The sequence below is a fragment of the Niabella aquatica genome (assembly GCF_054779315.1).
In genome coordinates this window covers 116,470-141,069 of the sequence record NZ_BAAGYM010000008.1, presented here as the reverse complement: position 1 = coordinate 141,069, position 24,600 = coordinate 116,470, and the positions used below count along the sequence as shown (strand labels likewise).

General features: G+C 43.9%; 20 protein-coding genes and 1 pseudogene. 11 read left to right on the top strand and 10 right to left on the bottom strand.

Going from position 1 to position 24,600, the window contains the following annotated elements:
- Positions 1-48 precede the first annotated feature (48 nt).
- The 5 genes from ACYVBM_RS07530 to ACYVBM_RS07510 all read left to right on the top strand — a co-directional run bounded on the left by ACYVBM_RS07530 (position 49) and on the right by ACYVBM_RS07510 (position 7,164).
- The gene (locus ACYVBM_RS07530) at positions 49-1,245 is read left to right on the top strand and encodes a glycoside hydrolase family 88 protein (RefSeq protein ID WP_460685023.1); all 1,197 of its coding nucleotides are present in this window, start codon (positions 49-51) and stop codon (positions 1,243-1,245) included.
- 15 nt (positions 1,246-1,260) lie between these two features.
- Complete coding sequence (locus tag ACYVBM_RS07525; RefSeq protein WP_460685022.1) at positions 1,261-2,757, top strand: alpha-L-fucosidase; 1,497 nt, start codon at positions 1,261-1,263, stop codon at positions 2,755-2,757.
- Between the two features lie 169 nt (positions 2,758-2,926).
- A complete protein-coding gene (locus tag ACYVBM_RS07520) occupies positions 2,927-4,312 on the top strand; it encodes an alpha-L-fucosidase (protein ID WP_460685021.1) in 1,386 nt (461 codons plus the stop codon).
- An 18-nt stretch (positions 4,313-4,330) separates the two neighbouring features.
- Positions 4,331-5,890, top strand: a complete 1,560-nt coding sequence (locus ACYVBM_RS07515) for a beta-N-acetylhexosaminidase (RefSeq protein WP_460685020.1) — start codon at positions 4,331-4,333, stop codon at positions 5,888-5,890.
- Between the two features lie 8 nt (positions 5,891-5,898).
- Positions 5,899-7,164, top strand: a complete 1,266-nt coding sequence (locus ACYVBM_RS07510; protein WP_460685019.1) for a DUF2264 domain-containing protein — start codon at positions 5,899-5,901, stop codon at positions 7,162-7,164.
- Positions 7,165-7,177: 13 nt separating this feature from the next.
- On the opposite strand, the pseudogene ACYVBM_RS07505 reads toward ACYVBM_RS07510, so the two are convergent.
- The 4 genes and pseudogenes from ACYVBM_RS07505 to ACYVBM_RS07490 form a co-directional block, all read right to left on the bottom strand.
- Positions 7,178-7,459: pseudogene (locus ACYVBM_RS07505) on the bottom strand (DUF5615 family PIN-like protein); the annotation flags it as partial.
- A 68-nt stretch (positions 7,460-7,527) separates the two neighbouring features.
- Entirely contained in the window at positions 7,528-7,737 is a 210-nt protein-coding gene (locus ACYVBM_RS07500; protein ID WP_460685358.1) for a DUF433 domain-containing protein, read from the bottom strand.
- Between the two features lie 68 nt (positions 7,738-7,805).
- On the bottom strand, positions 7,806-9,092 hold the full coding sequence (locus ACYVBM_RS07495) for an NAD(P)/FAD-dependent oxidoreductase (protein ID WP_460685018.1): 1,287 nt from the start codon (positions 9,090-9,092) through the stop codon (positions 7,806-7,808).
- A gap of 257 nt (positions 9,093-9,349) precedes the next feature.
- On the bottom strand, positions 9,350-10,726 hold the full coding sequence (locus ACYVBM_RS07490; RefSeq protein ID WP_460685017.1) for an alginate export family protein: 1,377 nt from the start codon (positions 10,724-10,726) through the stop codon (positions 9,350-9,352).
- A gap of 198 nt (positions 10,727-10,924) precedes the next feature.
- Between ACYVBM_RS07490 and nrfH the strand changes: the two genes are divergently transcribed.
- The 4 genes from nrfH to ccsA are packed head-to-tail and all read left to right on the top strand — an operon-like array spanning position 10,925 to position 15,116.
- Positions 10,925-11,518 (top strand): cytochrome c nitrite reductase small subunit, encoded by a 594-nt coding sequence (gene nrfH, locus ACYVBM_RS07485; RefSeq protein WP_460685016.1) that lies wholly within the window; start codon positions 10,925-10,927, stop codon positions 11,516-11,518.
- A 42-nt stretch (positions 11,519-11,560) separates the two neighbouring features.
- Positions 11,561-13,030, top strand: coding sequence for an ammonia-forming cytochrome c nitrite reductase (nrfA, locus tag ACYVBM_RS07480; RefSeq protein ID WP_460685015.1), 1,470 nt, complete (start codon positions 11,561-11,563; stop codon positions 13,028-13,030).
- Positions 13,031-13,053: 23 nt separating this feature from the next.
- The gene (locus ACYVBM_RS07475; protein WP_460685014.1) at positions 13,054-14,283 is read left to right on the top strand and encodes a cytochrome c biogenesis protein ResB; all 1,230 of its coding nucleotides are present in this window, start codon (positions 13,054-13,056) and stop codon (positions 14,281-14,283) included.
- Positions 14,284-14,285: 2 nt separating this feature from the next.
- Positions 14,286-15,116 (top strand): cytochrome c biogenesis protein CcsA, encoded by an 831-nt coding sequence (gene ccsA / locus ACYVBM_RS07470; protein WP_460685013.1) that lies wholly within the window; start codon positions 14,286-14,288, stop codon positions 15,114-15,116.
- Positions 15,117-15,153: 37 nt separating this feature from the next.
- Here ccsA and ACYVBM_RS07465 read toward each other — a convergent pair whose 3' ends face one another.
- From ACYVBM_RS07465 to ACYVBM_RS07445, 5 genes are all read right to left on the bottom strand, one after another.
- Entirely contained in the window at positions 15,154-15,756 is a 603-nt protein-coding gene (locus ACYVBM_RS07465; RefSeq protein WP_460685012.1) for a transposase, read from the bottom strand.
- 55 nt (positions 15,757-15,811) lie between these two features.
- Positions 15,812-16,936, bottom strand: a complete 1,125-nt coding sequence (mqnC, locus tag ACYVBM_RS07460; RefSeq protein WP_460685011.1) for a cyclic dehypoxanthinyl futalosine synthase — start codon at positions 16,934-16,936, stop codon at positions 15,812-15,814.
- Positions 16,937-17,108: 172 nt separating this feature from the next.
- Entirely contained in the window at positions 17,109-18,518 is a 1,410-nt protein-coding gene (locus tag ACYVBM_RS07455) for an MFS transporter (protein ID WP_460685010.1), read from the bottom strand.
- Between the two features lie 156 nt (positions 18,519-18,674).
- A complete protein-coding gene (locus ACYVBM_RS07450; protein WP_460685009.1) occupies positions 18,675-19,856 on the bottom strand; it encodes a glycoside hydrolase family 130 protein in 1,182 nt (393 codons plus the stop codon).
- 350 nt (positions 19,857-20,206) lie between these two features.
- Positions 20,207-21,076 carry an AraC family transcriptional regulator gene (locus tag ACYVBM_RS07445; RefSeq protein WP_460685008.1) on the bottom strand — a complete coding sequence of 290 codons (870 nt, stop codon included), beginning with the start codon at positions 21,074-21,076 and terminating at the stop codon, positions 20,207-20,209.
- 138 nt (positions 21,077-21,214) lie between these two features.
- Between ACYVBM_RS07445 and ACYVBM_RS07440 the strand changes: the two genes are divergently transcribed.
- Positions 21,215-22,507 (top strand): aspartyl protease family protein, encoded by a 1,293-nt coding sequence (locus tag ACYVBM_RS07440; RefSeq protein WP_460685007.1) that lies wholly within the window; start codon positions 21,215-21,217, stop codon positions 22,505-22,507.
- A gap of 114 nt (positions 22,508-22,621) precedes the next feature.
- Positions 22,622-23,860 (top strand): M16 family metallopeptidase, encoded by a 1,239-nt coding sequence (locus tag ACYVBM_RS07435; RefSeq protein WP_460685006.1) that lies wholly within the window; start codon positions 22,622-22,624, stop codon positions 23,858-23,860.
- A 68-nt stretch (positions 23,861-23,928) separates the two neighbouring features.
- On the opposite strand, the gene ACYVBM_RS07430 is transcribed toward ACYVBM_RS07435, so the two are convergent.
- The gene (locus ACYVBM_RS07430; RefSeq protein WP_460685005.1) at positions 23,929-24,600 is read right to left on the bottom strand and encodes a LytR/AlgR family response regulator transcription factor; all 672 of its coding nucleotides are present in this window, start codon (positions 24,598-24,600) and stop codon (positions 23,929-23,931) included.

The following is a 24,600-nucleotide window of genomic DNA, read 5'->3' as shown; positions in this document are numbered from 1 at the left end:
GAGAATAATTGCATAGCGAAAAGTTTTAACTAACACCCAATTGTGATAATGAATAGATTTTTTTTGATGTTGTTTGCCTTACAGTTAATAATAGTAACAAAGAGTAGTGGACAAAATGTTTCTCAAACAGACATGTGCCAGCTCATCAAAGAGAACTTTGCCTTTGCCGATTCCCAGTACAGGTATATGATGACATTGACCCCGGCAGATAGAATGCCGCAGTCCTATGATGCAAAGAATGATAAGTTCATTGCCTACGAACGTACCTGGTGGTGTACCGGTTTTTATCCGGGGGCGCTTTGGTATATCTACGAGCAAACCGGCGATCCTGCCATAAAAAAAGAAGCGGAACGAACGCTGGCGGTTATTGAGTCTAATAAAACATACACCGGCAATCACGACCTGGGTTTTATGATGTATTGCAGCTTTGGCAATGCTTATCGCCTTACCCAAAACGAAGCATATAAGGATATTATATTTCAGTCGGCCGCTTCTTTGGCCACCCGTTACCGGCCCGATGCAAAGATCATCCAGTCCTGGAACAGTAACCAGTATTTTAAATGCCCGGTTATTATTGATAATATGATGAACCTTGAGCTGTTATATTGGGTAACCGACAACGGTGGCGGTAAGCGGTATAAAAATATTGCCATTACGCATTCCAACACTACATTACAGAACCATTTCAGGCCGGATTACAGCAGCTATCACGTAATAGATTACGACCCTAAAACCGGCAAAGTGCTCCGCAAGGCAACCTGGCAGGGAGCCGCAGATTGTTCTGCCTGGGCCCGTGGGCAGGGCTGGGGCTTATATGGCTATACCATGATGTACCGCTTTTCAAAAGACAAGCGCTACCTGGATCATGCCCGGAAAATAGCCGGCTTTATTTTAAAGCATCCTAATCTTCCCGAGGATAAAATTCCTTACTGGGATTTTGATGCCCCTCAAATTCCAATGGCTAAAAGAGATGCTTCTGCGGGAGCGCTGATTGCATCTGCTCTGTTAGAGCTGGCGCAGTACACCAGCGGCACCGAAAAGCAATCGTATATTGATAATGCCCGGGATATGATTGTTTCTTTATCAGGCAAAAAATACAAAGCCAAGGTAGGTGAGAACGGGGGCTTTCTGTTAAAACACAGTACCGGCGCCCTGCCGTTAAATTCAGAAATAGATGTGCCATTGATTTATGCAGATTATTATTACCTGGAAGCATTGAAGCGGTATAAAGACTGGTATTTATAAAATAAAAATAGAAGCATGAATAGAACCGTCCTGAAAATAATTATAACGGTGTTTTTATCAGGAACACTGTTATATGCCAACGCACAAAGCTGGACAGGCCCTAAGGAAAAGCCTAAAGAGCGTATTGAATTAGAGTATGGCCCTTTACATACGGGTAAGCGTACCGATGCCGATATGCAGCGATTTCGGGAATATGGTTTGGGGCAGTTCATTCACTGGGGCGTATATGCGATTGCCGGTGGGGAATGGAATGGTGTAAAAGCACCGACCGCATCTGAGTGGATAAGGGTATGGTCTGGCAAATCTGCACCGCAGAACTGGAGAGAAACATATGATAATCTTTACAAACAATTCAATCCGGAAGATTTTGATGCCAAACGGTGGGCCAGGCAGGCCAGGCAAATGGGCGCCCGTTATATGATCATTACCACCAAGCATCATGATGGTTTCTGTTTGTGGCCCAGTAAGTATTCCCGCTATACTATCGCACAATCTCCCTATAAGAAGGATGTTATAAAACAGCTGGTGGATGCATACACCACAGAAGGGATTGATGTGTATCTGTATTTTTCTATTATCGACTGGCATAATAAAGATTACCAAAGCGCCGCGCCGCAAACGGATGTGCAAAAAGCCTCGTATAAAAATTTTCTGACCTATACCCGGAACCAGCTTTTTGAACTGCTGGATAATTATCCCCAAATGAAGGGGTTTTGGTTTGACGGAACCTGGGACAAAGCCTGGATCGACTCTTACGAGTGGACCTACCAGTTAGAAAAAGACCTGCGCGCGGCGCATCCCGGACTGATTATCGGCAGCCGGTTTAGAAATGATGAGCATGGCAAGCGGCATTTCGACTCGAACGGGGATTTGCTGGGCGATTATGAGCAGGGTTGGGAGCGGAAGCTGCCGGCAAAATACGAGTGGCTGAATGGAAACGACTGGGATGGTGTAATGACCATCCCGCCAAACGGCTGGGGATATATTAAAGACTGGTCGCCGTTCTATACAAAAACGGCTTATGATTTAATCGACATGCTGATGCATTCGGTGTCGATGGGTGGTAACCTCGTTATCAATTTCGGACCGGATGGAAACGGGCGTATGCATACAGGTGAGGATAAGCTTGCCCGGGAAATAGGCGATTGGATGAAAGTGAACAATGAAGCTGTTTATGGCGCGGCACATGCGCCGTTAGAACCATCGCAGTATGGTTATTATACCCAAAAAGAAAAGGCTTTGTATTTAACGGTATTTAATCGCCCTGTAAATAACCAGGTAAGAATAAAAATTCCGAAAGAGGCTACTGATGTACCCACTGCTGCCCGTCTTTTAGCCGATAAGGCGCCTTTAAAAATGAAGTTTACCGATATAGGGCTGGACCTCGATAAAAATGTGTATTTTGATATTACGTTGCCTGATTCTTTTGTAAGCAAAGAGCCTTTTGTGATAAAAATTGATATAAAGAAAGGAAAGATCAACGCTAAAGAGCTGGAAAATGCACATATGTAAACCCGGGGTTGGGTAGCGGGTCTTATAACTGTTATACAAAATTGCTGGTGAAAGGGCCTGCCGCGAAAAGACAGGCTCCGGCAATAGTTGCGTTGCTTTTGTGTCTTTTTGACCTACAGCTGAAACGCGGAAATTTGTATGCATCCTGTTTATTAAAAGTAATATGTTAATGAAACAATTTGCCAGGTTCATTTTATGGGGAGCGATATTGCTCATTCTTCCTGCTGTTAAAGGCCGATCGCAGGATCAGGTGCCCGCCTGGGCCAAAGAATCACCCGGGGGCAAAACAAAGCGTATGGAGTGGTGGACCCATGATCGCTTTGGCATGTTCATACACTGGGGCTTGTATGCATTACCCGCCCGGCACGAGTGGGTGCAGAGCCGCGAAAGAATTACCCCGGAAAACTATAAAAAGTATTTTGAAAATTTCAATCCGGATCTGTATGATCCCGTTCAATGGGCAAAAGAAGCTAAAGCCGCAGGTATGAAATATGTGGTACTAACCACTAAACATCACGAAGGCTTTTGCTTATGGGATAGCAAATACACCGATTATAAAGTTACTAATACGCCTTACGGGAGGGACCTGTTGAGGGATTTTGTGGATGCGTTCCGGGCAGAGGGTCTGAAAGTGGGATTTTATTATTCTTTGATAGACTGGCATCATCCTGATTTTATTTATGATGGCAGCCACCCGCCTACACCATCTGCCAAAGAAGAAAGAGCAAGGGCTAACGCAGGCAGGAAGATGGAGCGCTATCAGCAATACATGAAAGATCAGGTTACAGAACTGCTTACCCGGTATGGAAAAATAGACCAGTTGTTTTTTGATTTTTCCTATGCGGAAAAAGGATATAAGGAGTGGGACGCTGAGAATTTATTAAAGCTGGTACGTAAGCTGCAGCCAGGTATTATTGTCAACGATAGGCTGGGCCTGAATGAAACTTCCTGGGGATGGGACTACAAGACCCCTGAACAGTTCATGCCCGCAGAATGGGTAAAAGTAAACGGCGTGAAAGTACCCTGGGAAACCTGCCAGACCTTTTCCGGCTCATGGGGTTATTTCCGTGATGAGTATTCCTGGAAAAGCCCGGAGCAGCTGGTGGTAATGCTCGTAGAAACGGTTAGCAAAGGCGGGAACCTGCTGTTGAATGTGGGCCCTACTGCCCGTGGCAACTTCGATGACAGGGCATCGGACCGCCTGGCCGCAATAGGCAGGTGGATGAAATATAACAGCAGGTCCGTTTATGGCTGTACAGAAGCCCCGGAGCTGTTTAAGAAGCCGGCTAATTGCCTGCTTACCTATAATGCCGCAAAGAAGCGCCTGTACATACATGTACTCGCATGGCCGTTCAAAACCCTTTTGCTGGAAGGGTATAAAGGCAAATTCAAGTATGCCCAGTTGCTGCAGGACGGATCAGAGATCAGGTTCTCAACTCATACCAATCCCGGAGGTCATACAACCGAAACTTCCGGGGAAAATGATGTGATGCTGCAATTACCCGTACAAAAACCCGATACCCTGGTACCGGTTATTGAACTGATTTTAGAATAAACTTTTGAAACGGAATACATGAGGATAAACATTTTTCTGATACTGTTATTTTTCCAGGCAACAGTAAAGGCGCAAAATAGTTGCCCGGTGATACCGGCTCCCGTTGAATCGGTAAAAACAAAAGACAGCTTTGCGTTAAGCGGGCAAACGCAACTTTTTGTTGACAGCCCCGAATTGAAATCAGCGGCCGCCTACCTGCAGTTTCAAATGCTGGAAATGTTTTCCATTCCCCTGTCTGTTACACCGGTGGCCCGGTCTTTCAATGCCATCGAATTACGGGTAGACAAAAATGTATCTTCCGGCAACGAAGGCTATCGCCTGTCCGTCAGCAATAAAAAAATAACCATTACCGGCAGCTCGGTAGGCGGCGTAATCAATGGTATTTCCAGCCTGCTGCAGGTATCGGCTTTTAAAATGAGAGCAGGCGAAACAATTATACTCGATGGCTGGACGATCAAAGACGAGCCCTTGTATAGCTGGCGCGGATTCATGCTCGATGAGTCGAGGCATTTTTTCGGGATAGATAAAGTGAAATCCATTTTGAACTGGATGGCTTTTTACAAGCTTAACCGTTTTCACTGGCATTTGACCGATGAGCCGGGCTGGCGTATTGAAATAAAAAAATATCCCCGGCTGGCTTTGGTTGGCGGAATAGGGTCTTATACCAATCCTGATGTGCCGGCACAGTTTTATACGCAGCAGCAAATTGCAGAAGTAGTGCGGGATGCAGCTGAAAGAAACATTGTGGTGATCCCTGAAATTGATATGCCGGGCCATGCCACTGCTGCTAATAAGGCTTATCCCGCGTTTAGCGGCGGCGGCAGCGATAAACACCCCGAATTTACTTTTCACCCTGGTAAGGAAGCTACCTATGGTTATTTGACCGATATTCTTCGCGAGGTAAACGCATTGTTTCCGTCGGGGATGCTGCACCTGGGCGGAGATGAAGTGAGTTTTGGTAATGATAAATGGATGGCCGATGCAGATGTAAAAAACCTGATGACCCGCAATAAGCTAACTACGGTGCAGCAGGTAGAACAATACTTTATGCAACGAATGGCCGACTCTGTGTATAGTATGAATGCCCGGCTGCTGGCCTGGGATGAAGTGGCGGCCATGAATTTGCCCAAAGACAGGACCATTGTTTTTTGGTGGCGGCACGATAAACCGGAGCAGCTGCAAACTGCTCTAAACAAAGGATTTGAGACGGTACTTTGCCCGCGCCTGCCATTTTATTTTGACTTTGTGCAGGACAGCACACATACAGCTGGCCGCAAATGGGGGAAAGCCTATATCCCGCTGAAAGATGTTTACAACTTTAATGCCCGTACTTTACCCGTGGTTACTGCAACCAATCAAAAACAGGTATTAGGTATACAGGCCAACCTGTGGACAGAAACCATGCAGGATAGCTACCGGCTGGATTACATGCTTTATCCCAGGATAGCGGCTTTGGCAGAAGCTGCCTGGACGCCTGCTGACAGGAAAAACTATACTGTTTTTACCAATAACCTGGAGCGGCATTTTATTTTATATAAAAAAGAAAGGATCAACTATTTCGATCCGTTTAAAAAATAACAGGATTTATGCAAAGAAGAAATTTTTTAAAATGGTCTTCCCTGCTGGGCTTGACGGGCTCGCTGCCATTTGTAAAAGCCGGTGCGGCAAATAATAATACAGAGACCGGCGATGATGCACCTCAGGCAGACCGGGCTTACTGGGTTTCACTTCTTGATAAAATAGCAACGCCGGTGTTGGCTAATATGAGCAGGGGAGCGCTGCGTAAAAACATGCCCATGGTATACAGCCCTACCTGGGATGGCCGCAATAAGCAGGTAGGTTATATGGAAGCGTTTGGAAGACTGATCGGAGGAATAGGTCCTTTTCTTGCCTTACCGGTTGACAATACAGCCGAAGGAAAAATAAGAGCCCGGCTTTTGAAGCAGGTGCATCAAAGCCTGGCACACTCTGTTGATCCGCAAAGCCCCGACTATCTTTTTTGGGGCGATGGCAAAACGCCGCAACCAATAGTTGATGCAGCGCATATTGCCCAGGGGTTTTTATATGCGCCCCAGGCATTGTGGCAGCCGCTTAGCGATAAAACAAAGCAGCAATACATTCATGAGTTTAAAACCATCCGCAGGATAAAGCCGTTTAAAAGCAACTGGCTGCTGTTTGCCGCTATTATAGAAAGCTTTTTATTAAGCATTGATGAAGATATTGAAGCGCCAAGGATTGATAATGCCATTGATCAGATCAATAAATGGTATGTAGGCGATGGCTGGTACAGCGATGGCGACAGGTTTCATTTTGATCATTACAACGGGTATGTTATTCATCCTATGCTGGTAGATGTTTTGAGGGTGAACGTGGCCAAAGGCAGGCGGGATCAAAAGGAATATGATACTGCGTATAAAAGGATGCAGCGGTATGGATCTTTTTTAGAAAGATATATTTCACCCGAAGGTACTTACCTGGTGGTGGGGCGTTCCTCTACTTATCGGGTGGGTGCTTTTCAGCCGCTGGTGAAGCTGGCTCTTGAAGAGGCCCTGCCAGCAGAGATCAAGCCGGCCCAGGTGCGTTGTGCATTAACCAAAGTAATGAAGCGTATGTTTATACCATCTACTTTTACAAAAGACGGCTGGCTTACCCTGGGTTTGTTGGGCGATAAGCAAATCGATCTGGCAGACTACTACTCCAATACGGGCAGCATGTATGTTACTTCCCTGGTATTTTTAGCGTTGGGGTTGCCGGCAGGACATGAATTCTGGTCTGCTGCGTTTACAGAATGGACGCAGCTAAAAGCCTGGAGCGGCAAGCCTTTCCCCAAAGATTATGCGGTGAATTATTAAGTGGTATAAGACACTATTGCTTTATGCGGAGCTTATTATTTTTTAGTACTGAAAACCGGTTTAGCATTATGGGAAGGTGTTGATCTATGGCAACTGTTACAGAGGATATTTTGAGCGATGCCTCTTCAATCCGGATAAGCAATATTCCGCAATGCGGAAGTCCGAGGCGGAAAACCAGTTCGTCAAAGTCTTTGTCTTCGGTCATCAGCAACGCTTTGTTTTTAACAGCAATGATCAATACCTGCTCATCTTTTATAGAGGGTTGTTGTTCGGCAATGGAATATACCGCTATACCTGCAAGCCGTAGTTAGGTTACAATCCTGAAATCTACGCTTTCATCTGCAACAACCGAATAGTTCATTATTAAGCTATGGCTAATGTTTTTTCATGCTTGGCATTGTCTGCGGCATATAATAAGCAGGCTTGAATGTCAGCAACATTCAGGCGAGGATATGCCGGCAATAGCTCCTCAAAGGAATAACCTGTAGCAAGGTTTTCTAAAATTAATTCAACCGGTACTCTTTTGCCTTTTATCACCGTTTTGACAAACAAAATATCAGGCTCGGACGATATGTGCTCTTCCAGTTCATGATTTCTTTTGTTAAAAGTTATTGAAAAATGGCAACAAAGTTTTAAAAGCCTTATAGCTTGGGGGTTACCTTTTCTTTTGCCTGCGGCTGAATGATCATTCTGAAAGACTGGTCTTTGCTGAAATACGCGATCACCCAGTTACCCAATGTCCTCAGCTTGTTCTTTACGGTAAGCAACGACATTACGTGTATGAACAGCCATACGGCCCAGGCTATAAACCCGTTAAAGTGGAATTTGGGTTGGGGTATATCGGCCACTGCCTTATTACGCCCGATAATAGCCATAGAGCCTCGGTCCTTATAAATAAACGGCTGCCACGCAGTAGGATTTCTGGCTAAATTCTTTGCCAGTAATTTACCCTGCTGTATAGCTACCTGTGCTAACTGGGGGTGTCCTTTAGGAAAGGCCGGGTCGCTCAGTTGCAGGCAGGTATCGCCAAGCGCATAAATATTCTCAGCGCCCTGTATTTTATTATAAGCATCTACCAGCATACGCTTACCGGGCCCATACCACTCAGCAGGAAAACCTTCAAATACCATGGCAGAAACACCCGCTGCCCAGATGAGGTTTTTGGTTTTAATAGCAGTGTCTTCATTTACTGTAACCACATCTCCGTCAAAATCCTTTACACGGGTATTCAGCATTACTTTTACACCGAGTTTTTCAAGCGATGCTTTTGAGTATTGCTGAGACGCTGCAGACATTGGCCCTAACACGGCATCTCCTCCGTCTACCAGGATAATATCGCTAAACCCTTTGCCTAATTCAGGATAGTCCTTGCGGATGATACTCTGGCGCATTTCGGCAAACATACCCGAGATCTCCACACCTGTTGGCCCGCCTCCTGCCACTACCATGGTCAGGAGCTTTTTTTTCAGCTCGGGGTCGTTGGTACGGGTGGCCTCTTCCAGCCGGTTCAGCATCAGGTTGCGCATTGCCAGCGCATCGCTCAGGGTTTTCATGGGTATGGCATGTTGCTTCACATTCTCCATGCCAAAATAGTTGGTAGCAGCACCTGTAGCCATTACCAGTATATCATAATGCAGCTCCCCGTTGGACAGGATCACCTTGTTTTCAGCAGGCACTACCTGTTGCAGTGTAGCCATGCGAAAGCGTACATTCGATTTTGTTCTCAAAAATTTCCTGAAAGGGTAACTGATGCTCGAAGGTTCTAAAAAGCCCGTGGCTACCTGGTATAACAGCGGTGGAAAGAAATTATAATTGTTAATATCTACCAGTATAACTTCAAAAGCCTTGTTTTTTGACAGCTGTTTAATAAAATTGATGCCGGCAAAACCGCCACCTACCACCACCACCCTTTTTTTATCTGTATTCATAATCTTTCTTTTAAAATGTATGGCCAGCTATCGTACATATTAGAGACGGTCAGCTGTAATGAGGTTATGAACCATCCTGCCTGGCCCGGATTTAGTAAAGTTACTTTGACCAGTTGGTAACTCTGTAAAAAACGAGTAATATTTTTTACAGTAAAGAGCACGCCTGGCTTTTTTAAAGAAAAAACTCCGGAAACCCGTTAATGCATTAAAAAGCCTCCCTGAAAGGAGGCCCTTCAAACAGGATTTTTGTAAAAAGATTAAAATCTTGCTGTAAATATTTTGGGGTTGATATTAACACTCAACCAGAACCAATCCTGATAGTTCCTGGCATCAGGAACACTTTTTATAGTCCTCAGGGTGGCTGTGTGAAAATAAGTTGAATAGCCGCCGTTAACGGTAACCATGGGCAGCACTTTGTAATTAAAAGTCAGATCTATTTCGCTGCCCAGCGCCGAAGATAACTTATCACTGCCATTATATACGGTTCCTGCGGTATTGAACAGATGGCCGGCTATACCAAAATCGGCTTTTGTTCCCGGCTTCAGACTTAAGCTCATATAAGTATCTAATAAGCCAACAGGATTGGGTCCGGGCACATAATAATAATCCATAAATCCGTAGAATTTATGATGTGTTCCATATAGGGGGTCAAAATACCTGGATTTCTCATTCTTATCAGTACCCAGGTCATCCCCGCTCAAATAATCGGCACCTAAGGTTATGCCCACCGGCCGGGATACCTGGTAACCGGCCGAACCTGATAGCATATAAGCGCTTTTATCTTTACCATCTGCATTTTTGCCACCCTGGTAAAAAGCTGATAACTGGCTTTTCCATTGCCCGTGGTTACCGAACCAGTTTGCTCCCGCTGTTTGCATATTATTTACTTTGGCAGCAGCAACATTTCCATTGGCAATAGCATCTTTTTTAAAACCTAAATTGTTCAGCAACAACGAAATATAGGAAGTTTTGGAAATATTGAACCTGCCATACAGCAGCTGCATATGCTGGTAAGGCTGTGCATCTGCGGGTGTATAAAACTGCCCAACCGGGTTATTTACATTCCATCCTGCGGTTTTATAATTCTGGTTATAGGCAAAATAGCTTTGCACTTCAACCGCTTTACTGCTTTTCCAGCTGATATTAAGCGCATCGTGGCTCCTGCCTGCCGGATGCCAGTCCAATCCGCCAAAGATCCTCTCATCATCCAGGGCTATAACCTGTCTCCCGATCCTGGTGCGCAGGGTATGGCTTAGTTTAATATCGCCATATGCCTCAAATACTGAAAAGTTGCCGGAGCTGGCATGAATGGGTACCACCTGGGCATCCTGCCCCCAAACATTGATATTCTGGGCCGAAATGCGGAGCCGCAGCTTATCTTCATTTGCATAGTCCATAACAAGTCTTGTACGGTTATGGGTTAATATGGCAGGGGTTTCACCGTCCTGTAGGGGCCTGTATGCCCCGTTCCTGTATTCAAACCGGGGCCTTATTTGTGCAGCAATTGAAAACTCATTAACGGGATTGGGCAGAGTTTCGTTGTTGCCTTTTTTTATTACAGCCTCCTGCGCATTGGTACAGGTGCTTATAAAAAGGGACATGCCGGCATATACTACTATCGCAGGATTCCTCATCGTTTTTATGCTTTATGATTATTTAAGGGTGTTTGCTCTTATGATGAATGCGGGGATCAAAGCTATTCCAGGCCATAACTTCAATACATAATCAGTATCATTAAACAACCTGATATAAATCATGACAAAGTCATGACAAAGTCATGTTCCGGATTTTACCTTCGTTTAAATTAAGACAAATTCATCTTTTATTTTCCGATGTTATTAAGACAGCGAAATAAGAAATTTTCCAGGGCTCTGATACCAGTGATCCTTGGTATCATGATAGGGTTTATGGGTTATATTTTCTTTATGTCGAGGGCATACTCCTACCTGTCAGATAATCCCAGGGCTTGCGTAAACTGTCATATAATGGCACCCGAATATGCTACATGGCAGCATTCCGCTCATGGCAGGAACACGGTATGCAACGACTGCCATGTACCCCACGATAATGTTTTTAGAAAATATTATTTTAAAGCAAATGATGGCTTGCGCCATGCTACCATGTTTGCTTTTCGCCTGGAGCCCCAGGTAATCAGGATCAGGAAACCGGGAGAAACCGTGGTACAGGAAAACTGTATCAGGTGCCACAGCGATCTGAACAGCGTGGTAGGAACCGGGAGGGTAACTGCTACTATGGCCCACAAGGATGAAGGCAAGCTTTGCTGGGAATGCCACAGAGATGTGCCGCATGGTGATGTGAGAGGATTGAGCGCTGCCCCTAACGCCCGTGTGCCATTAGCTCCGCAGCCGGTACCTGATTGGCTTCAAAAAATGTCGGATACATCAACAAATAATAAAAGTCAATAGCACATATAATTAAATACATTCTCAAGACATAAATAATTACGGATGAAAAAGAAGAATTGGTTAATCGTTGTCATTCTGGCCATTGTAACATTTGGGCTGGGCCTGCTTACAAATTCTATTATGGAAAGGCGCGCAGAATCCGCTCATTTATCACGAGCCGATAATAATATACAGCCTTTTGAATCCAGGAATGAGATCTGGGGTGAAGCCTATCCACGCGAATACCAGTCGTGGGCAAAAACCGCAGATACCACCTTTCGCTCCAAATACATGAGCAGCAATAATGATGACCTGTTAGAAGAAAGGCCTGAAATGGTTGTCCTATGGGCCGGTTATGCTTTTTCCAAAGATTACACAGCGCCAAGAGGCCACATGCATGCCGTAGAGGATGTGCGGCATACCCTGAGAACCGGCGCCCCTGGGGATACCAGTAAAAGTCCGCAGCCCGGTACCTGCTGGACCTGCAAGAGCCCTGATGTGCCCCGCCTGATGAATGAAATGGGTGTTGCTAATTTCTATAAAACGAACTGGGCCGACCTGGGATCGGATGTTGTGAATCCTATTGGCTGTGCTGATTGTCATGATCCTAAAACCATGAACCTTACCATTACACGTCCTGCATTGGTAGAAGCGTTTCATCGCTCCGGAAAAGATATTTCCAAAGCCACGCATCAGGAGATGCGCTCACTGGTTTGTGCCCAGTGCCATGTAGAATATTATTTTAAGGGAGATGAAAAGTACCTTACTTTTCCCTGGGATGATGGTAAAAAGGTTGAAGAGATAGAAGCCTATTATGATAATGCAAAGTTCACCGACTTTACACATAAATTAAGCCGCACGCCTGTCCTCAAAGCCCAGCATCCTGATTATGAAATATTCCAGTTAGGCATACATGCGCAAAGGGGCGTGTCCTGTGCCGATTGCCATATGCCGTATAAGTCAGAAGGAGGCATTAAATATACCGATCACCATGTAACCAGCCCGCTGGCCAATATCAATAATACCTGCCAGGTATGCCACCGCGAATCAGAAGCAGTGCTTGCCGCTAATGTTTACGAACGGCAGGACTATGTATATGGATTAAGGAATAAGCTGGAAAAACAATTGGCTATGGTGCATTTTTATGCTAAGTTTTTGTGGGATAACGGTGCTAAGGAAGCGGATATGAAACCGGTGCTGGATTTAATAAGAAAATCGCAGTGGCGCTGGGACTTTATTACGGCATCGCACGGTGCGGCTTTTCATGCGCCCATTGAGGCACAGCGAGTTCTGGCCGATGGTTTATACTATGCTATGCAGGCAGAAACCAAAATGAACAGCCTTAATGATAAAATGAAAGTAACAGCCAGGTTCACCATGCCGGACATCAGCTCAAAGGCAAAAGCACAGGCTGTTATAGGATTAGATATGCAAAAAGAAAAGACTGCCAAAGAGCGCTTTATGCAAAACGTGGTGCCTCAATGGTTGCAAAAGGCTAAAGAAAAAGGAGCATTATATTCAGCTAAAAGTTAATGCAGTAACAGGTATAGGGTATCATGAACTTTAATATAACGTTCCATAAAAAAGATCAGTATAAGTATTCGGCTATTATTATAGCGGTTTTGCTGCTTGCAGGATTTTTACTGCAATACTTTACAGGCCCTATTGCCAAACAATGGTTCGCTTTTCCTAATAATATATGGATAGGCATTTCTTTTATTTCCATATTCACCACGCTGTTTCTTTTATTTAAACAAAAAGAGTTCATCAACCTGTTGAGCAGTGTTCCAATGGCGTTGGTATCTACCATTATTTTAGGGGTGTTAACCATCGGGATTGGAAGTATTCATATAGAGACCTCGGTTCCGGAAGCCAGTCCGGTTTTATTGCGTTTGGGTTTTGACAGCATAACGACTACCTGGTATTTTGCTTTCATATTTTTTTTAGTACTTATTAATCTCTGGCTGGCCATCCTCAAAAAGGCATTGGTGTTTCAAACCAAGAATATTACTTTCTTATTGAATCATTTTGGGTTGTGGCTTACCTTATTTGCCGGTGTGCTGGGCCAGGGCGACCTTACAAGGCTTACCATGAACCTGAAGCAGGACCAGCCCGAATGGAGAGCTACTGATGAGAACGGGCATGTAACGGAGCTGTCCCTGGCGCTGGAATTGAAAAAATTTGATATTGATATTTATCCGAATAAGCTTTATATCATTAATAAAGAAGGAAAAGCCTTGCCACAAAACAAGCCGCAGGCCTTTATGCTGGAGAAAGCAAATGCCAGTCAGCATCTGTTAAACTGGAAGATAACCCTGCATGAGTATTTACCTAACGCCATACCTGTAAACGATAGTACATTTGCCGCCAGCCCCATGTGGGGTGCCACTAATGCAGCGCATATTACAGTTGAGAATATACAAACAAAAGCTAAAAAAACACAGTGGGTGGCTGCGGGTAATTTCCAGTTCGCGCCTTTAACTGTTGCACTTGACAACAATCATATAGTGGTAATGGGCCCCGCAGAAGCGCGGCGGTTCGAGTCGAAAGTATTGGTGTATGAAAAAGGAAAAGATGATATAAGGGAAGAAACGATACAGGTAAATCATCCTGTTACTATAAGCGGTTGGAAAGCCTACCAGGTAAGCTATGATGAGCGCCTGGGAAGGTGGTCGGAGCTAAGTGTGGTGGAGCTGATATTAGACCCGTGGCTGCCATTAGTGTACACCGGCATTTTTATTTTGATTGCCGGAACGGCAGCATTTTTATTCAAAAACAGGAAATAACTATGTGGCAATATTTTTCCTATATCGTATGTACAGCTGTCCTGTTATGGTTAACGGCCTCCGTATTAGTTTACAGTAAGAGGAATCATGCAGTAAGGCTGAGCCTGGCATTGCATAGCATAGCTACTGCTGTCATCGGCTTTTTTATTATTGCTTTATGGATCACTTTAGAAAGGCCACCCATGCGCACCCTTGCTGAAACAAGGCTATGGTATTCTTTTTTTATGGGATTGATCGGGTTGGTTGTATATATGTTGTACAAACAGAAATGGATGCTGAACTATGCTGCAGCCATGGGCGTGGTATTTATGCTGGTAACGTTTTTTAAGCCCGATACTACCAATAAAACATTAATGCCCGCATTACAAAGTATCTGGTTTGTGCCACATGTTATTGTATATATTTTTGCCTATGCTATGCTGGGCATGGCTACGCTGGTGGCTGTATATGGAATTGTGCAGGCCCGCCGTCCTCATCAAAACCGTATGGCAGGCATACGTTACCAACCATATACTTCCGCCGAATCAATAGAGGCAGTAGACCGGCTGATTAATATAGGATATGCTTTTCTCACGTTCGGCTTATTGTTCGGGGCATTATGGGCCAAAGAGGCCTGGGGGCATTACTGGACATGGGACCCTAAAGAAACCTGGGCATTCATCAGCTGGCTGGGCTATCTTACTTATATTCATTATCGCCATAAGTATAAGGACAGAAAGGCCATTACCAATTTTGTTATTGTAATCATCGCCTTTATGTTGCTGATCGTTTGCTGGTTTGGCGTAAATTACCTGCCAACTGCGCAAATGAGCGTGCACACTTACTCAGGGTAGAAGCCTATAAGGCTTCAAAAACCTTATAGGTTTATTTTTATAGCTCAACCGGACGATCATGGAACTGTCTGAAAGCCTCCTTTGAGTTAAAAAGCGAATCAACAAACGCCCTGTTCAGGAACGTTTTTGTTTCATTCAAGATCAGGTTATAAGAATCAAACCCCCAATATCCAATTTTTTTGGTGTACCCATGGTGCACAGCATTTTTATGAATATAAAAAATTACAGATGCTGCATCATTAGCAGTAAGCACTTCATTACGTTTCAGGTAATCAATAAATAAGCCTCCTTTTCTGTTAAACATTTTATTAATTGCTTTTGTATAGCCATTTAACCAATTGCTGAACTGCTCCATTGCAAAATCAGAAAGGTTATTATGAAGAGGGTCAAATTGTTTCTTCTTCCTGGTTTCATAATAATCAATAAGGGTTTCTTCTGATTTTATCTTTAATAATAAATGAAAATGGTTGGGCAAAAGGGAATAAGCTATAATATCTGCGACTGGTAAAATATGCTGTTGCAATTTTAATAAGAAATATTCATAATTACCCTTATTTAGAAATAGCTTTTCATTTCCAATCGCCCGATTGAAAATGTGATAGCACCCGCCTGGTAATAATGGCATATGGTATTTGTTCATAGTTATAAGAAGGCACAGACCTATAAGGTTTTTAAACCTTATAGGTCTGAATGAATTAATAATCCACTACCTGTTCCTGTATAGCTTCCGGTATTTCGCGCCAGTGGTATAACTGGTTGCGAAGCTGTGGCTCAAAGCCCGCTTCCCGGATGGCATCCTGTATGGATTTATAAGTAAACCGGTGCGGCGCTCCTGCGGCGCTTACCACATTTTCTTCTATCATAATGCTGCCAAAATCATTGGCTCCTGCATGTAAGCAAAGCTGGGCAGCAGATTTACCTACCGTAAGCCAGCTGGCCTGTATATTTTTGATGTTGGGCAACATCATGCGGCATAGTGCAACCATGCGTATATATTCTTCGGTGGTGGTGAGGTTTTGCACACCACGGATGCGGGCTAAAAGCGTATCTACATCCTGGAAGGTCCAGGCGATGAATGCCAGAAACCCGTTGGTGCCTTCAGGCTTCCGGCTTTGCACTTCCCGGATTTTTACGAGGTGCTCAAAACGTTCTTCAATGGTTTCCACATGTCCGAACATCATCGTGGCAGATGTGGTTATATCCAGTTTGTGCGCCTCATGCATAATGTCGAGCCATTCCTGAGCGCCGCATTTCCCTTTGCTGATAAGGCGTCGTACCCGGTCTATTAAAATTTCTGCGCCGGCACCAGGCAAAGAATCCATCCCGGCTTCTTTTAATGCTTTCAGCACTTGGTGGTGCGTGGTCTTTTCCAGCTTGGTAATATGCGCTACTTCAGGCGGGCCCAGCGCATGCAGGCGTATATCGGGAAATTCTGCTTTTATAGCGCTGAAAGTATCTACATAAAACTGTAGGCCTAACTGCGGGTGGTGTCCGCCCTGCAGTAACAGCTGGTCGCCGCCGTATTGGATGGTTTCTGTAATTTTTTTACGGTAAGTATCCATATCTGTAATATAGGCTTCGGGATGGCCTGGTATACGGAAAAAATTACAGAATTTACAGTTGGCGATACATACATTGGTTGTGTTTACATTACGGTCTATCTGCCACGTAACTTTACCATGAGGTACCTGTTGCTTACGCAGCTCATCTGCAATATACATCAGCTCGCTTAGCGGCGCGTTATGATAGAGATAAACCCCTTCTTCTACACTTAAAAATTCAAAAGCCGCTGCTTTTTTATAGAGATCAGTTAAATCCATAATGAGAACGAAATTAGGAACAAAGGTACAAAAAGAAAGGTTTTGTGCAGGAGAGATCCGCTACGGGGGTGCAGATTCAATAACAGCTGTGTGAAGCGAAACCACTTCGCACTTAATATGCTGTCGCTTCCGGCAACAATCAAACCGGAGTGTGGTAGCCGCTTATCATTTTCTACGCGTTGCGCTTTCGATTTAAAGCTTCCGATATCTCTTTTACTTTCTTTTCATTAAGCGGGTAAAACAACATACCAACAAATGCAAGGATACAGCAAAAGGCTGGTAACAGGCTGATCATAAGCCGTTCGCCAAAAATGGTTTCCATGCTTTGCTGGGTAATATGGGGTTCATATTTAAAAATAAAAAGGATCCAGCCTGTTAATGCCGAGCCTAATGCCCACCCCAGTTTTTGCGACATAGAAGAAGAGGAGAAGATCAGGCCCGATGTTCTGCGGCCGGTGGCTAACTCCTGGTAGTCTACTATATCAGCGAACATGCTCCAGAGTAAAGGCAATACATAGCCGGCACATACCGATATCATCGTTTGCATAAACAAGATCCACCCGATATGATTAGGAACAAAAAAGAACAGGGCGCTAAATACAGCAGCCAGCGCTGAGGCTATCATATAGGTTTTTTTCTTCCCGTATTTTTCTGACAGAACCGGCGCTAATATAACGCCTACTAAGTTGGCCGCCTGCCCCACGAGAAAATAAATAGTGGTAACATCCCAACCGGTAACAGGCATTTTGTAATTTAATTGCACATGATCCCTGAAATAATAAATGGCAACGCCGTCTCTAACGGCATTGAACAATAAAGAGGCGAGGCCTGTAGCTACCAATATCCACCAGGGTGTATTCCGGAACAGGCTTTTCAGATCTTCTTTTACCGATACTTTTGCATCATGGTTAATGGAGGACACCCTTTCCTTTGTCCACTTAAAGCACAGGAAAAACAGGATAGCGCATAATACGCCTATTGAAGCAACAGCAAGTGTCCAGCCCATTGGCGCCGTGCTGATACCGGCCTCCGTGTTAGCTGATGCAGCGCCGTCATTGAATATATTACCGAATCCGTCTACCAGCGGTTGCAGCAACATAAAAGTGACAAAGCTTCCTATAAACGCAAATGACATACGATAGGAGGACAGTATATTACGTTCCCGGGAATCGGCCGACATTACGCCTAACAAAGAAGCATAGGGCACATTAATAAGCGAATACACGATCATCATTAAGGAATACGTAATGTATGCATACACCAGCTTACCCGTACTGCCAAAATCAGGAACAAAAAAAGTAATGGCACCCATTACTGCAAATGGAACGGCAAACCATAACAGGTAAGGCCGGTATCTTCCCCACCTGCTTTTTGTACGATCGGCCATTATGCCCACAAAGACGTCGAAAAAAGAGTCCCATACACGGGCAATAAGGAACATGGTGCCGGCTGCTGCCGCGGTGATGCCCAACACATCGGTATAAAAAAACAGGGCATACATCCCGAAGATCTTCCAGAACATAGAGGAGGCGGCATCGCCCAGGCCATAAGCAATTTTTTCTTTCAGTTTAATGGTATTCATATGTACTTGCTTTAAATACTTTTTACAATCATTATTATTCCTGTAGGATGTGTGCCGGTTTTTGCCCGCACTACAATAAATCCTGTTCAATTTTTGCCCGGTTGGCTATTGTCTGAATTATTTTTATATCGTAGCGTTATACAGTATAGCAAAAGTTTAAGCATCTTTTTTCAGGAATGGTTGGTTCTTATTGATCAGTTCAGTAATGTGCTTTACCGATGCTGCCGAGCGCAATCCATCTGCAGGAGTATGCAGGCAATAATCCAGCAACCGCTTAACGGAAGTTACAGCCACGTGCATACGGGTATCGCTTGAAGCATAGTAAATATAAATAGTCCCATCGTCATCACAAATCCAGCCATTTGAAAATAATACATTGGATACATCTCCTACCCGCTCTTTGCCGAGAGGAGCCATGAAGTACCCCGCCGGGCATGCGATGATTTTTTGCGGTTCTTTCAAATCTGCCAGGTAAAGATATAGAACATAACGCAGCCCTGCCGCACATGCTCTTACACCGTGTGCCAGGTGTAGCCAGCCTTTTTCTGTTTTGATGGGTGGCGGACCTTCACCATTTTTTGCTTCTTTAATAGTATGATACAGCCTTTCGTCAATTAATGTTTCTTTTTCCACGATCGCATTGGTAATGTCATCAATTAAAGCCCAGCTGATACCGCCTCCTTTTCCTGCCTCAATAAAGCCATCCTGCGGACGTGTATATAACGCGTACTTCCCGTTCACAAATTCGGGATGCAGCACTACGTTTCTTTGGTGACTGGCAGCCACAAGGTTAGGCAGCCGCTCCCACTCAATAAGGTCTTTTGTTCTTGCAATTCCTGTAGCAGCTATTGAGCTGGACAAATCGCCCGGTGCTGCATCGGGACTTTTACTTTCTGAGCAAAAGAGCCCGTAGGTCCAGCCATCTTCATGCGCTGTTAAACGCATATCATAAACGTTTGTTTCTTTTTCGTCAATTTCGGGAAGCTGAACCGGGTAGTCCCAAAAGGTAAACTGATCTATCCCGTTGGGGCTTTCGGCAATGGCAAAGAATGACTTGCGGTCGTAGCCTTCCACACGCGCAATTACCAGGTATTTACCCTGCCATTTGATCGCGCCTGCATTAAATACTGCATTTATTCCCAAACGCTCCATCAGGAAAGGGTTGGATTGAGGGTTAAGATCGTAGCGCCAGGATAAAGGAATGTGGTTTGCCGTAAGTATCGGGTTTTGATACCGCTGAACAAAACCATTATATCCGGCAGGTGCATTGGATGCAGATAGAAGCTGTTTATATTCCTGCATAAGGTCTTCTAAATTTTTCTCAAAAAAGCCATTCATAATTATCTGTATAAAAAATATTAAATCGTGTTGAGATATAACGCCAAACGTATTATACCAAGCAGTATGCTAAGGCTAAAAATAGCCCAAGAATAAGCGGCCGCTTTTTCAAAATCTACTCATTATAATTGAACTTTGAGCTCAAAGTTCAATTGACCTGTAGCGAAAAGCAGATTCTTATAGTGTTTATTATAAGTCTATTATAAAAATTCTCTCGAAAAGGCTTTATTAAAAGAGAATGAGATATACAGCAGTGCCTGTTTACCTGTGGGCACCTGCAGACTTATTTAACAATTTGCTTATTCCTTTTCAAAATCTGCTCAGGATCTTTTTACAGATTGTTTTGGTTTTTATATAATCAATCGTTGCTTTTTATGGTCGTCCCGGAATGCTGCCGGATTTACCCCCTGAGCTTTTTTAAAAACCCGGTAAAAATAAGAAACGCTGTTGAAGCCGCATAAGTCTGCTACTTCCGTTATAGGAAGCCCTGCTTTTAGTTTTAGTATGGCGGTCTTTATCCTGCGGTCCAGTACATAGTCGGTAAAATTCATTTGGGTATTGGTTGCTAAAAACCTTGCAAAAGTAGACCTGCTCATGTTCAGCGCTTTAGCCGTATGCGACAGGCGGATGTCTGCAGAAATATGGGTGCTAACATATTCATGCAGCCTGTTCAGCAATTCGGTCGTGCGGTTCATTTCAATGGCTGTACCGGAGGAAAGCTGCCTGCTGTCATTGCTTTTTGATAGCTCGTACAGGAGGATGAGCAGGCGCATAACAGAATAAAACCCTTCTGTTTCCATAGTTATAATATATAACAGGGGCTGTATTTTTTCTATGGTTGCCTGTCCAAACGAAACACCTTTTGATGCGCGTTCCAGAAGGCGCCGGATACTTTCAAACTGGTTTTTATCTTTGTATTGCTCTATTAGCTGCGGGTGAAATTGAATGGTGATTTCGTGTATATTGTTGTTCTTGCAGTTCCCGTCTTTCCAGGCATGTTTGAGCTCAGGGTTGGCAATCAATACCAGGTCTTTATCGGCTATGGTTTCTTCCTGGTCTCCTACAATTCTTTTGGCTCCTCTTGCTCCATGCACAAAATTAAGCTCGTATTCGGGATGTATATGCACGGGAAATGTAAATGAAGATTTTCTGCGGTCAAAAACAACAAAGCAGTCTTTTTCAGATAACGGCGACTTCTCCCGGTAAACTTCAGGGCCCATATACTAAAGCATTTACACTATCAGAAATCACTGCCAAATGCAGTGATCATCAAAGAAAGATACAACAATACCGCTTATCACAAATAAGCAATCGTATTTTTTGTAAAAATGGTAACTTTAAAGCAACCCTTGCCATTCATGAAATATATATTTACAGGTTTGCTTTTGTTTTGCATATTTACCCGGTGCTTTTCGCAGGAAGAGTTTGTTGACCCGCCAAGCCATCAGCTTACAAAGATCAGCTTTACGCAGTTTACCGGAGGGGTAGTTGTTTTTAAAGCATTGCTGGATGATTTTAAAGATTCGCTTTGCTTTGTACTGGACACAGGAAGCGGCGGGATTTCGCTCGACTCGACTACGGTACAGGAGCTCGGATTGCCACAGCCGCCACCCGAACGGACCATGAGGGGTATCGGCGGAACGTTGAAAGTGGGCTTTTTAAAAAATCGTAAGCTAACGATCAATGATCTTGTGATAGATAGTTTAGATTTCCATGTAATTGATTACGAAATTTTATCAGCGCTATATGGCCAGAAGATAGACGGGGTTATGGGGTATGCGGTGCTTAGCCGCTATATAATCAAGCTCGATTACGAAAAGCAGGAAATGGCTTTCTGGAGCAATGGAACAATCAAATACCCGAGAGGAGGGCATATTATGCGCCCTGAAATTAAACGGTTACCGTATTTGGGCACTGAAATAAAAGATGCGCGGGAACGGAAATTCAATTACCTTTTTGATATAGGTGCCGGGCTTACCGCACTTTTTTCGGAAGACTATATACAAGACAGCGTCTTTTTAAAAGCTAAAAGAAAAAAATACCTGAAGCAGGGAGAAGGCATGGGCGGAAAGGTACAGTTTTATTTAAGTGTGATGAAAGAGCTTAAGGTAGGGCCGTATAAATTCAGAAATGTACCGATCAATATTTTTGATGACGAGTATAATATTACGGCTTACCCGGGTTATGGCGGGTTGATCGGTAATGATATTTTCAGAAGGTTTAACTGTATCCTGAATTATAAGGCCCGTCAAATCCATATCATTCCCAATAAATTTTTTACAGACCCTTTTGATTATGCTTATTCCGGGCTGGAACTATACAGTTTTGATAATAAAGCTGTTATTGGCGATATTCCCAAAGGATCGCCGGCTGATGTGGCAGGGCTTAAAGCCGGGGATGAAGTGCTTGCCGTAAATAAAAAATTCGGAATGACACTTAACGATCTGAAGCTGGCGCTGCAATCTACCTATGGCCCTGTTGACATACTTATAAAAAGAGATGATACGCTCCTGGTAAAAAAAATGCGCGTCATTAATATTATTAATGGAAAGGCCATACCCAACCAAACCTTATCTAAGGACTTCAGGGATGGGATTAAAATATATATCAGGAGTGGCGGGGACAATTTTTTACAAAACAGGAATTTTTAAAAAGAATGAAACGGGCTATCCCGATCCCTAAAGGATACCTGGGCGGGAATAAAAGTTTATGCTTTTTGATGCGATAACATTGTATCCAATAATAAATCCTCTTACTTTCGCGGCATGGTTCATTTTGAAAAATTTGTTTTAGATAACGGGCTGAGGGTGATCGTGCACCAGGATAAATCGACCCCATTAGCGGTAATGAATATATTATACGATGTGGGCGCAAGAGACGAAAACCCGGCACAAACCGGTTTTGCGCATCTTTTTGAACATTTAATGTTTGGTGGCTCGGTAAATGTACCGGAGTACGATGAGCCTTTGCAAATGGCCGGCGGTGAAAACAATGCATATACTACCAACGATCTGACTAACTATTATATACAATTGCCCGCCGAAAACCTGGAAACGGCTTTCTGGCTGGAAAGCGACCGGATGCTGTCTCTTGCCTTTACCGAAAAAAGCCTTGATGTGCAACGCAAAGTGGTTTGTGAAGAGTTTAAAGAGCATTATATTGATAAGCCATACGGCGATGCCTGGTTTAAAATGCGCGAGATGGCCTATAAAAAACACCCATACCGATGGATGACCATTGGCAGGGAGCTGGCACATATCGAAAATGCACAGCTGGAAGATGTAAAAAATTTCTTTTTCAGGTATTACAGGCCCAATAACGCAATAATGGTTGTAGCCGGAAATGTGGAAACAGCAACCGTACGGGAGTTATCCATGAAATGGTTTGGCAGCATTGAGTCGGGAGAAAAACATATGCGTAACCTACTCTCAGAAGAAGCGCAGCTTGAAGCGCGGGTAGAAGAGGTAAGGGCAGCAGTGCCGCTGGATGCTTTTTACAGAACCTGGCATATAGAAGGCCGTATAAGCCCGCAGTATCATGCCATGGACCTGCTTACTGATATTTTAGGAGGTGGAGAATCGTCGCGGCTGTATCAAAAGCTGGTGAAGGAGTTACAGTTGTTTGTAAATATCCAATGTTACCATTTCGGCAGCCTCGATCCGGGACTTTTAGCCATCGAAGGTAAGCTGGTAAAAGGAGCAGATATGAAGGCTGCGGAATTGGCTGTTGAAGCAGTTATAGACGATATCAGGCAAAATCTTATTTCAACTGAAGAGCTGGAAAAAGTAAAGAATAAAACAGAAAGCATTATGGCTTTTGAAGATATGAGCTTGCTGAACCGGGCCAATAGCCTGGCTTTTTATGAGCTGTTGGGCGATGCCAACATGATGAATACCGAGCTTCAGCAATATGCCGGGGTTACAGCAGCAGATATCAATAAAACAGCAAATGATATTTTTACAAAAGAAAACAGCAGTACACTCTATTATTTTGCAAAGAACTAGTTTTTGGTCCTTGTAGACCAATAAGGCTCTTGCCCGTCCCCGTCATTATAGAAAACCTATACGGTTATCTACCTTGCCACAAACTGATAGGTATTGCCAATAGGTATTTCTTTCAGATCAATAAATACGGCCTGTTTGTTATACCTGTTTACTTTATTATTGGCCACAATGTAGCTGCGGTGAATACGCGTAAACAGATGTACGGGAAGCTGCATTTCAATATCGCTGATGGTGCATCGCGTAAGCAGCTTTTGGTTATTCTTTAAAAAAAGGTGAAGATAATTGCCGGCTGCTTCTATATACAAAATATCATCAAAAAAAACTTTCACCTGCTCATAGCCATCTTTCAGAAAAATATAGTCGGCAGGTTGAGCATGAGGCTTTTTTAAAGCCAGTAATTCATTGGCTTTGGTGCAGGCTTTTAAAAAGCGCGACAAAGAAAACGGTTTTAATAAATAATCTACGGCATCTACTTCAAAGCCTTCGACTGCGTGTTCGCTGTAAGCTGTGGTAAAGATTACCAAAGGCGGATTGGTTAAGGTTTTGAAGAACTCAATACCGTTGATATCCGGCATCTTAATATCTAAAAACAACAGGTCGGTTTTATTGTTCTGTAAATAACCGATCGCTTCAAAAGCATTGGTAAATGTAGCTTTCAGCGCTACAAAAGGCACTTTGGAAGCATGGGTTTTTATTACTTCCAGGGCTATGGGTTCATCATCTATGGCTATGGCAGTCAA